The 11,195-nt window shown below is 70.9% G+C and carries 12 protein-coding genes; 3 read left to right on the forward strand and 9 right to left on the reverse strand.

The window, feature by feature from the left end; translation table 11 throughout:
* Window positions 1-555, forward strand: a complete 555-nt coding sequence (locus tag LX12_RS19880) for a type II toxin-antitoxin system PemK/MazF family toxin (RefSeq protein ID WP_253656319.1) — start codon at window positions 1-3, stop codon at window positions 553-555.
* A gap of 44 nt (window positions 556-599) precedes the next feature.
* Here LX12_RS19880 and LX12_RS19885 read toward each other — a convergent pair whose 3' ends face one another.
* From LX12_RS19885 to LX12_RS19900, 4 genes are all read right to left on the reverse strand, one after another.
* Window positions 600-1,448 carry a transglutaminase family protein gene (locus LX12_RS19885; RefSeq protein ID WP_253656320.1) on the reverse strand — a complete coding sequence of 283 codons (849 nt, stop codon included), beginning with the start codon at window positions 1,446-1,448 and terminating at the stop codon, window positions 600-602.
* On the reverse strand, window positions 1,445-2,431 hold the full coding sequence (locus tag LX12_RS19890; RefSeq protein WP_253656321.1) for an alpha-E domain-containing protein: 987 nt from the start codon (window positions 2,429-2,431) through the stop codon (window positions 1,445-1,447). Before LX12_RS19890 ends, LX12_RS19885 begins: the two co-directional genes overlap by 4 nt.
* Entirely contained in the window at window positions 2,428-4,212 is a 1,785-nt protein-coding gene (locus tag LX12_RS19895; protein WP_253656322.1) for a circularly permuted type 2 ATP-grasp protein, read from the reverse strand. The genes LX12_RS19890 and LX12_RS19895 overlap by 4 nt, the downstream gene beginning before the upstream one ends.
* Before the next feature lie 61 nt (window positions 4,213-4,273).
* On the reverse strand, window positions 4,274-5,392 hold the full coding sequence (locus LX12_RS19900; RefSeq protein ID WP_253656323.1) for a sulfotransferase family protein: 1,119 nt from the start codon (window positions 5,390-5,392) through the stop codon (window positions 4,274-4,276).
* A 338-nt stretch (window positions 5,393-5,730) separates the two neighbouring features.
* Between LX12_RS19900 and rpsT the strand changes: the two genes are divergently transcribed.
* Window positions 5,731-5,991, forward strand: coding sequence for a 30S ribosomal protein S20 (rpsT, locus tag LX12_RS19905; protein WP_253656324.1), 261 nt, complete (start codon window positions 5,731-5,733; stop codon window positions 5,989-5,991).
* 87 nt (window positions 5,992-6,078) lie between these two features.
* Here the strand turns inward: rpsT and holA are convergent, their stop codons facing one another.
* The 4 genes from holA to LX12_RS19925 all read right to left on the reverse strand — a co-directional run bounded on the left by holA (window position 6,079) and on the right by LX12_RS19925 (window position 9,836).
* The gene (gene holA, locus LX12_RS19910; RefSeq protein WP_253656325.1) at window positions 6,079-7,056 is read right to left on the reverse strand and encodes a DNA polymerase III subunit delta; all 978 of its coding nucleotides are present in this window, start codon (window positions 7,054-7,056) and stop codon (window positions 6,079-6,081) included.
* Window positions 6,959-8,557, reverse strand: a complete 1,599-nt coding sequence (locus tag LX12_RS22310; RefSeq protein ID WP_253656326.1) for a ComEC/Rec2 family competence protein — start codon at window positions 8,555-8,557, stop codon at window positions 6,959-6,961. The genes holA and LX12_RS22310 overlap by 98 nt, the downstream gene beginning before the upstream one ends.
* A 6-nt stretch (window positions 8,558-8,563) precedes the next feature.
* Window positions 8,564-9,568 carry a ComEA family DNA-binding protein gene (locus tag LX12_RS19920; RefSeq protein ID WP_253656327.1) on the reverse strand — a complete coding sequence of 335 codons (1,005 nt, stop codon included), beginning with the start codon at window positions 9,566-9,568 and terminating at the stop codon, window positions 8,564-8,566.
* Between the two features lie 97 nt (window positions 9,569-9,665).
* On the reverse strand, window positions 9,666-9,836 hold the full coding sequence (locus LX12_RS19925; RefSeq protein WP_253656328.1) for a hypothetical protein: 171 nt from the start codon (window positions 9,834-9,836) through the stop codon (window positions 9,666-9,668).
* A 93-nt stretch (window positions 9,837-9,929) separates the two neighbouring features.
* On the opposite strand from LX12_RS19925, the gene LX12_RS19930 reads away from it, so the two are divergent.
* Window positions 9,930-10,133: a hypothetical protein gene (locus tag LX12_RS19930; protein ID WP_253656329.1), complete on the forward strand. Its 204-nt coding sequence runs from the start codon at window positions 9,930-9,932 to the stop codon at window positions 10,131-10,133.
* A gap of 7 nt (window positions 10,134-10,140) precedes the next feature.
* Here the strand turns inward: LX12_RS19930 and LX12_RS19935 are convergent, their stop codons facing one another.
* Entirely contained in the window at window positions 10,141-11,139 is a 999-nt protein-coding gene (locus tag LX12_RS19935) for an IS481 family transposase (RefSeq protein ID WP_253656359.1), read from the reverse strand.
* Between the last annotated feature and the right edge of the window lie 56 nt (window positions 11,140-11,195).

Consider the following 11,195-nt stretch of genomic DNA (forward strand, 5'->3'; position numbering starts at 1 on the left):
ATGCCCGCTTGGAAGACGGCCCTGCGCCTGGCCCAGCAGTACGGACCCCGCGTCTACCGCGAACTGCAGCGATCCGGGGCGATCGACAAGGGACGCGAGGCGATCACCTCCCGCCTCGGCGGCGCTCCGGTGGTCACATCCACCCCCGGACGTCCCGTCACCGACACCTCACGTCCCACCGCCGACGCGGCCCGCCGCATCGAGTACTCCCCGGCCCTCGACGGCGCGGCCGATCCCGGCGAGATCGTCTGGACCTGGGTGACGTTCGAGGAGGACGCGAGCCAGGGCAAGGACCGGCCGGTCCTCGTCGTCGGGCGCGACCACGACCGTCTCCTGGGGCTGATGCTGTCCAGCCAGGCCCACCGCGCCGACGACGCCAACTGGACCGCCATCGGCTCCGGCCCGTGGGACGGCGGACACAAGGCGAGCTACGTCCGTCTCGACCGCGTCCTCGACGTCCCGGAACAGGGCATCCGCCGCGAGGGCGCCATCCTCGACCGAGCACGCTTCGACGCCGTCGCACAGCGACTGCGCAGCGAGTACGGCTGGTCCTGACCAACCGCCACCGGGTCACCTCACACCAGACGCGTGATCCCACCTCACGCCAAGCGCGTGATCTCCACGACGACATCGAGGTCGGTGGCGCCACCGCCGGTGTAGATGCCCTTCAGCGGCGGGACGTCCGAGTAGTCCCGACCGATCCCGACCGACACGTGCTGCTCGTTGATGGTGACGTCGTTGGTCGGGTCGTAGCCCCACCAGCCGCCCGTCCAGGCCTCCACCCACGCGTGGCTCTGCCCCTCGACGGTCTCGTCGATCCCGGCCGAGCGGCTCGGGTGCAGGTACCCCGACACGTAGCGCGCGGGAATGCGCAAGGCCCGCAACATCAACAGGGTCAGGTGGGCGTAGTCCTGGCAGACGCCCTTGCGTTCACCCCATGCGTCGACGGCCGACGTGTGCACGCCCGTGGTGCCCGGGACGTACTCCATCTCCGAGTGCACCCACGAACACACCGCCTCGACGGTCTCCTCCGGGTCGAGCCCCTTGGCGAGACGCCGTGCCTGCGCGGCCAACTGACGGTTGCGCGGCGTGTAGTCGGTCGGCACGAGGTACTCGTCGAAGCGATCGAGCACGTAGTCGCTGGCGAGGTCGTCCCAGCCGAGTTGGTCTGCGGCGTCGGGGCGTTCACCCGGTTCGGTCTCCACCACCGACGATCCCGACACCTCGAGTTCCTCGTGCGGCGCGTGCAGGTCGAACGCCGTCACCGCGGTGCCCCAGTAGTCGGTGTAGCGGTAGGACCGTGTCGCCGGCACCGTCTCCACGCGGTTGACGATGACGTTCTGCCGGGCGTCACTGCGCGGGGTGAGACGGGCCTCGTTGTACGACGACGTGACCGGCGCGTTGTACGCGAACCCGGTGGAATGGACGACGCGCATCCGCCAGCTCACAGTTCACTCTCCTCGATGAAGTGGGCTTCCTCGGCGCTGGCGCGGACGTCGGCCCAGGCGACGTACGGCGACACGTGGAAATACTGTTGTGTCACGGCCTCGTTCACGTCCCGACAGGTCTGCTGCAGGGTCAGCAGCCGGTCCTGCAGCTCGTCGAGGAGAACCCCCGGCTGCATGAACTCGAGGCTGCTTCGGGCGCGGCCGAGCAGACGCTGCGCCTCGGCACGCGCACCCACGCGGCTGTTCGGCCGGTTGTCGAGCTCCAGCAGCTGCTGCTCGGCGAGCGTGATCGCGTGGAACACCGATCGCGGGAACAACCTGTCCAACAACATGAACTCGACGACCCGCGGCGCGTCGAGCGCACCGCGATAGGTGCGCAGATACGTGTCGTGGGCGCCGGCCGAGCGCAGCACCGTCACCCAGGTCGGCGACCCGGAGCGATCGCCCGCGCGGGACAACAACATCCGGATGGTCATGTCGACCCGCTCGACGGACCGGCCGAGCAGGAGGAACCGGTAGCCGTCGTCGTGACTCAGCGTGGCGTCGGCGAGACCCGCGAACATGGCCGCACGGTTCTTCACGTACGCGAGGAACTCGTAGGGACCGAGTCGGCGGGCCGCCCGCTCCGCGTCCGACAGCCCGTTGTAGGTGGTGTTCAGGCACTCCCACATCTCGCTCGAGGTGACCTCGCGTGCGCCGCGGGCGTTCTCGCGCCCGGCGGCGATGCAGTTGACGATCGAGCCGTAGGCGGTCTTGTCGTAGGCCACGCGCTCGGTCAGACCCCACACGTCGTACTCCTCGACGTCCGGGTCGTCCTCCATCCCCAGCACCTGCAGCACCCGACGACACGTCCGGTCGGGGTCGACCGTCGCGTCCTCGAGCAGCTGGTGCACGGCGACGTCGAGGATGCGGGCGGTGTCGTCGGCCCGCTCGATGTACCGACCGATCCAATAGAGCGACTCGGCGTTGCGCGCCAACATCATCGAACGTCCCCCACCGTGTCGGCACGCTGCTGCTGCTGCTGCTGTTGTTGTTGCTGCTGCTGGTTCGCGAGCATCTCGGGCCCCTGCTCGGTGGACTGCGTCGTACGCGGGAGGTCCTTGGTCCGGACCAGCTCCTCACCCGACAGCTCGGCCTCCGACGCCGACGCGCGCGAGGCGAGCACCCAGGTGTCCTTCGACCCGCCGCCCTGCGAGGAGTTCACCACCAGCGACCCCTCGGGCAGGGCCACGCGCGTGAGACCACCGGGCAGGACCCACACCGACTCACCGTCGTTCACCGCGAACGGTCGCAGGTCGACGTGGCGAGGGGCCAGGGTGTCGCCGATCTTGGTGGGGACCGTGGACAACTGGACGACCGGCTGTGCGATCCACCCGCGCGGGTCGGCCCTGATCTTGCGTGCCAGCGAGTCCAGTTCGGGTCCCGTCGCGTCCGGCCCGAACACGATGCCGTACCCGCCCGAGCCCTCGACCGGCTTCACGACGAGCTCGTCGATGCGGTCGAGGACCTCCTCGCGCTCGTCGTCGAGCCAACAGCGCAGCGTGTCGACGTTGCCGAGAATGGGCTTCTCGCCGAGGTAGTACTGGATGATCTCCGGGACGTAGGTGTAGACGAGCTTGTCGTCGCCGACGCCGTTCCCGACGGCGCTGGAGATCACGACGTTGCCGGCACGGGCCGCGTTCAGCAGCCCGGCGACGCCGAGCATCGAGTCCGGCCGGAACTGCATGGGGTCGAGGAAGTCGTCGTCGATGCGGCGGTAGATGACGTCGACGCGCTGCTCGCCGTCGGTGGTGCGCATGTAGACGACGTTGTCGCGACAGAACAGGTCTCGGCCCTCGACCAGCTCGACGCCCATCTGACGTGCGAGCAGCGAGTGCTCGAAATACGCGGAGTTCGCGACACCGGGGGTCAGCACGACGACGTTCGGGTCGGCCTCGTTGAACGCCGCCGATGCGCGCAGCGCCTTGAGCAGCTGGCTCGAGTAGTCGGCGACGGCGCGGACCCGGTGGCTGGAGAACAGGTCGGGGAACACCCGGGCCATCGTGCGGCGGTTCTCCATCACGTAGGAGACGCCCGACGGTGACCGCAGGTTGTCCTCGAGCACGCGGAAGTCGCCCTGCTCGTCACGGATGAGATCGATTCCGGCGACGTGGATCCGGACACCGTTGGGCGGCTTGATCCCGGCGGCCTGCCGGTGGAAGTGCTCACACGAGGTGACCAGGCGCTTGGGGACCACCCCGTCCCGCAGGATCTCCTGCTCGCCGTAGATGTCGTCGAGGAACATCTCCAGCGCCTGCACGCGCTGCGTGATGCCGCGTTCGAGCTTCGCCCACTCCGTCGCGGAGATGACGCGCGGCACCACGTCCAGCGGGAAAGGACGCTCCTTGCCCGACAGCGAGAACGTGATGCCCTGATCGATGAAAGCCCGCCCGAGCGCGTCGACGCGATTCTCCAGGTCCACCCGGTCGGTGGGCGCCAACGCCTTGTGGATGCCGCGGTAGGGCGCACGCACCTCGTCGTCGTGGTCGAACATCTCGTCGAACGCGTTGGCGTACGGGCCCTTCGCATACCCCTCGAAGAGGCCGGTGGTCCCCGCCTGGCGTGGTCTCGACGATCGCGCGGGCGGTGACTTCTTCGCCGCCGGTCGTCGATCGGGGGTCTTCTTGCCCTTCTCGTCGGCGGAGGTCCCCTTCTTCTCGTCTCGACGACCCTTGTCGGTGTTCTTGGACGGGGACCGCTTGTCGACCGAACTCACGGGGCTCATCGGACCATCGTGCTACAGATGCCCGGCGGCGGCACGAGCTTGCGCGGGCTGACCGCCGGGATCAGTACGGTCGTACCCGTCTCCGCACGGCGGTCACCCTCCGATGACCGTTGCGCAGCACAGACTTCACCCGCCCGGCCACCGTCGGCGTGTCGTCGGGCAGCGGCATCCGACGCAACGTCTCGGCGAGAGTCGCCACCGTCGTCTCGAGGACGTCGTCGGGCGCCGGCTCGGTGTCCCCGTCGCGGATCGCCGTCGGGTCGACGCGGAGGTCGTCGAGGTCACCCACGACGTCGTACCCGGCCTCGCGGATGTCGGACACCATCTCGTCGGCACAGCGCGCGGCCCAGGACGCCTGCTCCCGGGTGAGGACCCGCGCCGAACGGTCGGGCGCCTCGAACAACACGTCACCGATGAGGTGTCGCTTCACGGCGCGCTCGTAACGGTCCCACGGCACGCGGTCGGGCTGCAGGTGCTCGTTGAGCCGACGCACCATCTCGGTCTGCGTCGGCGACAGCGCCGTGTTCGACGGTGGCACCGGGCGGTCCAGCGCGTCCGGGTCGACGCCGAGCAGACCGCAGAACCGGTCCCAGAGCGTGGCCCCCTGCGCGCCCGGACGGGGAACGGTCACCACGTGCACCCGGTCGGGCGGCAGATCGCGACCCCAGGTGCGCAGGATGCCGACGACGTCCTGGAACTCCCAGAACGGGTCCTGCTCGGCGCGGGGCAGGTCACGTAGACCCGTGACGAACTCGTCGAGCGTCGACCGGTGCTGGTTCTTGACGTTCTCCTGCCAGACCGACGGGATCTGGCGGGCCAGGTCGCGGGCGGTCACCACCACATGCACCTCGAGCCCTGCCAGGTCTCCCAGGACACGCTCGACGACGTCGTCGCCGGCGGTCGCGAACAGCTCGTGGGAGATGACCGACGTGCCCGGCCATCCCCGCACGGCGTCGACCAGGCGGGGCCAGGCGTCGGCGTGGCCGGGGTCGACCCAGTCGAGGTACCGGGCGGGTTGCAGGTGCACGGCCGCGTGGAAGTGGTCGTCGACGACGTCCCCGGGATAGAGCAGCCCGCCGGTCCGCAGGGCGGTGTCCCGGTTCCGCCACAGACGGTCCTGCAGGTAGGTGGTCCCCGTCTTGGGCACCCCCACGTGCAGGACGACGACCGACCGCGACATCAACGCACCGTGGGTGAAACCATGGACACCGGCGCGGAGGTCATACCTCGACCATGCCAGATCCGTCCGAATAGGGGGATTCCGCCCAGCCACCCGGCAGGAGATCCACAGGCCGGGACCCGGTCACGGCCGAGGATTTGGGCGGGGACCTGCGGCGCTGGTAACCTGGCCGGTCGGTGCTCGTAGGAGGGGACGTCGCGTTCCCGCACGCAGCGATCACCACAGACTTTCGTGACGATCCCGTTCGGCGGGACGTCACCACACAGGACACCGCGGTCGCCTGACCGCGAACACCAGCGGTCGAGAGGCCGCGACGACGAGCATGAGGTGCTAGACGCGTGGCAAACATCAAGTCGCAGATGAAGCGGATCCGGACCAACGAGATCTCCCGTCAGCGGAACCAGTCGGTGAAGTCGTCGCTGCGCACCGCCATCCGCAGCTTCCGCGAGGCCGTCGCGGCCGGTGAGAAGGACAAGGCGTCGGACCTGCTCGTCAGCACCAGCCGCCAGCTCGACAAGGCGGCCAGCAAGGGCGTCATCCACGCGAACCAGGCCGCCAACAAGAAGTCGGCCATGGCGATCGCGCTCAACAAGCTCTGATCGACACCCGCCGTACGGCGGGGTCACCCGATCCGGCCCGGATCCGCGTCTCGCGGACCGGGCCGGAGTCGTCTGTGCCCGCCCCTGTCAGCGGCCGGAGCGGACCGTCGGGCGCAGGTCGGCGACTGCCGCGACCGCCCGTTGCAGGCTGTAGTCGGGGTCGGGGGCCTGTCCCTTCACCTCGCCGTTGAGGGTCGCGACGATGCCCATCGCGGTCGCGACCGCCTCGGACGTCCACCCCTGTGCCTGACCGGCCACCTTGCGCACGCGCCAGGGCGGCATCCCCAGCTCGGCCGCGGACGAGTTCGCGTCGCGTCCGCCCACGGACCGCACCCGAGCGATCGCGTGGACGGCCTCGGCGAGCGCGTCGGCGACGAGCACGTGCGGGACACCGTGATGGCCCGCCCACGCGAGCGCCTCGAGGGCCTCGGCCTTCTTGCCCGTGACGGCGGCGTCGGCGATCTCGAATCCCGTGACCTCGGGGCGGCCGGAGTAGTAGACGTCGACCGCAGCGGCGTCGACCTTCCCGCCGGTGTCGGCGACCAGCTGACTGCACGCCGCGGCCAACTCCCGCAGGTCGGCTCGGACCGTCTCGACCAGGCGGGCGGCCACCTCCCCCGACACCTTCACGCCGAGAGAGGCGAACTCTGCGCTGACGAAGGCGATGCGGTCGCCGACACGGGTGATCGGGGCACAGTCGTGGACACGCGCGCCCGCTTTCTTCAGCGTCGCCGGCATCGTCTTCGTCCGGCCCCCGCCGGAGTGCGCCACCACCAGGGTGATCCCGTCGGGCAGGTCCTGCGCGGCGGTGGTGATCGCGGCGGCGGGTTCCTTGCCGGCATCCGCGGCCGACTCGACGACGACCATCCGCGCGTCACCGAACAGCGACGGGCTGAGCAGTTCGATCAGCTCGTGCTCTCCGACGTCGCCGGCACGCACGCGGGACACCGGCACGTCGGTCCCCGCCTCACGGACCGCCTCGGTGCGGATCGCCGCGACGGCGCGCTCGCCGAGGAAGTCGTCGTCGCCGAGGAGGAGATGCAGCCGGTCGCTCACGCCGACCATGCTGCCAGCGCACGCCGACAGCCTCGCGGGCGGTGCGCCGGCGGGACCACAGCACCACGGCACCCGTCCCCACGGCGACGATTGCCGCCGCGGCGACCGCGCCGTACACCCCGTCGGGCACCGACAGTGCCGCGCCGGGAGCGCGGGCGAGGCGGCCTGCGACCACGACCATCCACCACAGCGTGGGACCGGTCGTCCGGGCGAGCACCTCCGCCAGCACCGACGACGCACCCGTGCACACGGCGGCGGCGGTGCCGAGCACGGTGATCGGCGCGACCACCGGGGCGACGACGATGTTGGCGAGCACACCGACGACGCTCACCGAGCCGGCGAACAGCACCACCAGGGGCGTCGTCACGAGCTGTGCGGTCGCTGCGATCGCGACGGGATCGGCGACGACGCGGGGGATCCGCCGGTCCACCAACGCATCCCGCAGCCGGGGTGCCATCACGACCAGCCCTGCGGTCGCCGCGACCGACAACGCGAACCCCGGGTCGACCGCCATCGCCGGCCACACCCCCAGGACCGTGATCACCGCGGTGCACAGGGCCGGGACCGGCTGGCCGTCCCGGCGGGCGGCCAGCGCGAGCATCCCGACGACACCCATCACCGCGGCGCGGACGACGCTCGGAGACGGCCGCACGACGACGACGAACACGGCGACCACCCCGATCGCGAGCACGACCGCCGTACCGCGAGGGACCCCCGACACGCGCAGCAGCGCAAGCACCGATCCCGCCACGATCGCGACGTTGGCACCGGAGACGGCGAGAAGGTGCGTGAGCCCGCACCGGCGGAACTCGTCGACCAGGTCGTCGTCGAGACCCGAGGTGTCCCCGATGACCATCCCGGGCAGGAGTCCGGACTCACGTGCCGGCAATGCGGCCCGGCTCACCGCGGTGAGCCGGTCCCGCACGCCCGCAGCCCACCGCTGGTGCACCGGCGGCCCACGGACCGACCGCGGGGCCGCGGTCGCGCGCAGGGTGGCCGCGGTGAGGTCGTGCCGCTGCGGGGCGGTCACGGTGACCACGGCGAGCATCCTCTGCCCCGGGAGCAGCCCCTCCCATCCGTCCGCCGGCGCGGTCACGCTGACCGGCACCCGGCCGCCGCCGCGGTCACCGATCGGTACGGCGCGCGCCGGGAGCCGCACCCGAGCCGGTCCGGGGCCGCGCAGGATCCTCGGGTCGTCGGTGACCACGAGGTCGACGGTGGTCTTGTGGCCGCGGAACGCCGTGGCCAGCTCCGCGGTCGCCACCGCGTGCGCACGGACCGCGACCGCGGTCGCGAATCCGGTTGTGACGGCGGCAGTCCCGATCACCGTCCAGGCCACGACCCGCGACATCCCGCCGCGCGCCGTCACCACGACCACCACACCACCGGCGGCCGCCGCGACGACGGCCACCACGACCGCGGCGACGTCGCCGGCGACGATCCCGACCACGGTGACGGCCCAGCAGCCGATCGCCGGGGCGACCAGACGCAGGTCGGCGGCGGGGCGCACGCGACGTCAGACCGTCACGAGGTCACGCAGCGAGGCGAACTTCGCAGGGCCGATGCCGTCGACCTCGGCGAGCTGGTCGACCGAGGCGAAGCGACCGTTGCGCTGTCGCCACTCGAGGATCGCCGCCGCCGTCTTCGGACCGACACCGGGCAGGGCGTCCAGAGCCGCGGCGTCGGCCGTGTTCAGGTTCACGGGGCCGCCCGCGGCGGCCGAGGGGGATGCCGCCGAACGCGGGGCCGCCGCACCCGGGGCCGCCGCACCCGGGGCCGCGCCCGGCGCCCCTCCCCCGCTCACGACGGCACTGCGCAGAGCCGGACCGCCGGCGGGGTCGGCGTAGCCGACGAGCACCTGGTCACCGTCGTGCAGTGGTTGGGCCATGTTCAGCCCCAACAGATCTGCGCCGGGCCGGCCACCGCCTGCCCGCGCGATCGCGTCGGCGATGCGCGCGGTGGCGGGCAGGCGGACCAGGCCCGGGGTGCGCACCAACCCGACCACGCTGACGACGAGTTCGGTCGCCGCCGCCGACGGGACGGGTGACGCGGGCGGGGCGCCGCGCTCACCGGATGCCACCGCACCCGAGGTCCGCGACACCGGTCCGGCGCTCGACGGGAACGCGACCGACGTCGGCACGTCGTCCGACGACCCGGACGCCACGGTCACGATCGTCACGACACAGGCGAGCACCCCGATCACCACCAACGCGATCGCCGCGGGTGGCGCGGTCAGTGCCCGGTCGCGGCGCCGTGGGCGGCGGTCGTCGGGAGGGTCTGTGTCGGGGCGGCGGCGCGGGACGTCGTCGATCCACCGCGGGGCGGACGGTCCGTCGACGGCCCCGTGCGGCTCGTCCCACAGCCACGACGAGGCGGGATCCGGTTCGGACGGGACGACCTCGGCAGGTCGGTCGAGGCTCAGGTCGCTCGCCGCGCCGGGCTGCATCGTCGCGGCGGGCGGGGCCGCGGCGAGGCGGGCCAGCACGTCGGGGCGGCCGTCGCGGGAGGCACGGAGGTACATGCGGCGACGGTAGGGCGGTGTGGTCCCCCGGCGGCCGCGCCGGACAGCGTCGCGGCCCGGTTCCTGTGCACGGCCGCCGACCTGGGGAGACCCGGTCTCAGGAGGGCGTGTACCCCTCGATCGGGTCGAGTCCCGGGCACACGACGACACCGACGGCACCACGACCGGTGTGCGCGGTGAGGACCGGCCCCAGGTCGGTGACGACCGCCGACGTCACGACACGCAGCTTCGCCGCCACCGGTGTCCGACACCACTGCACCTCGGACACCAGGAGCGTACGGCCATCGACACCGGTTCGATGTCCGACTCGCGAAGTATCGTCCGTCCTGTCCATCCGAACAGCACGACGAAAGGATCTTTCATGGGAGTCGAGTTCAACGACCGCGAAATCGAAAGGATGCTGAAGGACGTCGAGAAGAAAGTGTCGAAGCCAGTCGACGTCCCGACAACCGGTTCAGAGGCAGCAGCTGTCCGCAAGATCAAGGACGAGCTGAAGCGACGGGGCGTGACTCCGAACGACGCCGAGATAAAGAAGATGGTGCGCGACAACCGCAAAGGGAAATGACGCCCGGCTAGTTGTGATGTCCAGGGAGGTTGGTCAGCCGGGTGATGGGTGGTTGGCCTCCGGTGGCGCTATGGGCTCGGTGGTGATTGTAGAAGTGCATCCAGGGTTGCAGGGCGTCGCGTCGTGCGGTTTCGGTGTCGTAGTGGCGGGCGTAGGCCCAGCCGTCGGTCAGGGTGCGGTGGAAGCGTTCGATCTTGCCGTTGGTCTGGGGCCGGTAAGGGCGTGTGCGTTTGTGGACGACGGCGAGCTCGGTGCAGGTGTCGCGCCAGGCGTGTGACCTGTAGGCCGAGCCGTTGTCGGAGAGGACCCGCTCCACGATGACCCCGCGTTCGGCGAACCAGGCGACCGCGCGCCGCAGTACCGCGGTCGCGCTCGCCGCTGTCTCGTCGGGACAGATCTCGGCGTAGGCCACGCGGGAGTGATCGTCGATCACGGTGTGCACGAACGCATGTCCCAGCCGGGGCTGGTACTTGCCGTTGGTGATCCCGGTCCGGTTACGGGTCGCGATCCGGTTGCGGTCACCCTGCTGGCGGCCTGCGTATCTCCAGCCTCCCCCGTCGGGGATGTTGCCGAACTTGGTGACATCGACGTGGATCATTGACCCGGGGTGGGGGTGTTCGTAGCGGCGGATCGGTTCGCCGGTGACCCGATCGACGTAGGACAGCCGATTGATCCGGCAGCGGGTGAGTACCGCATGCACCGTCGAGGCCGGCAGCCCGGTCTGCCCGGCGATCTGCACCGGCCCCAGGCGGTGGCGCCACCGCAACCGCACGACCTGACGAACGGTGCCCGGCGGGGTCTTGGTCGGGCTTGTGTGGGGTCTCGAGCTGCGGTCGACCATCCCGGCAGGACCCTCGTCGCGGTAGCGGTCAGCCCATTTGGCCGCGGTACGCGGGGACACCATGAACATTTCCGCAGCGGTGGTGCGGGTCCAGCCCTCGTCGATGATCAGCCGGGCCAGGCGTAGCCGGGCACGCGGGGTCAGAGCAGCGTTAGCGTGGGACACGAGGGCCTCCGGTCCTGTGAAGCGGTTCCTAGACAGCTCCACTTCACAACCGGGGG

It is taken from the genome of Williamsia serinedens, assembly GCF_024171725.1.
Lineage (GTDB): Bacteria > Actinomycetota > Actinomycetes > Mycobacteriales > Mycobacteriaceae > Williamsia_A > Williamsia_A serinedens.

Coding starts and splice junctions, on each gene's coding strand:
- LX12_RS19930 (WP_253656329.1), top strand. CDS start 9,930: ATGGGAGTCGAGTTCAACGACCGCGAAATCGAAAGGATGCTGAAGGAC.
- LX12_RS19880 (WP_253656319.1), top strand. CDS start 1: ATGCCCGCTTGGAAGACGGCCCTGCGCCTGGCCCAGCAGTACGGACCC.
- LX12_RS19890 (WP_253656321.1), bottom strand. CDS start 2,431: ATGATGTTGGCGCGCAACGCCGAGTCGCTCTATTGGATCGGTCGGTAC.
- LX12_RS19900 (WP_253656323.1), bottom strand. CDS start 5,392: ATGTCGCGGTCGGTCGTCGTCCTGCACGTGGGGGTGCCCAAGACGGGG.
- LX12_RS19920 (WP_253656327.1), bottom strand. CDS start 9,568: ATGTACCTCCGTGCCTCCCGCGACGGCCGCCCCGACGTGCTGGCCCGC.
- holA (WP_253656325.1), bottom strand. CDS start 7,056: ATGGTCGGCGTGAGCGACCGGCTGCATCTCCTCCTCGGCGACGACGAC.
- LX12_RS19895 (WP_253656322.1), bottom strand. CDS start 4,212: ATGAGCCCCGTGAGTTCGGTCGACAAGCGGTCCCCGTCCAAGAACACC.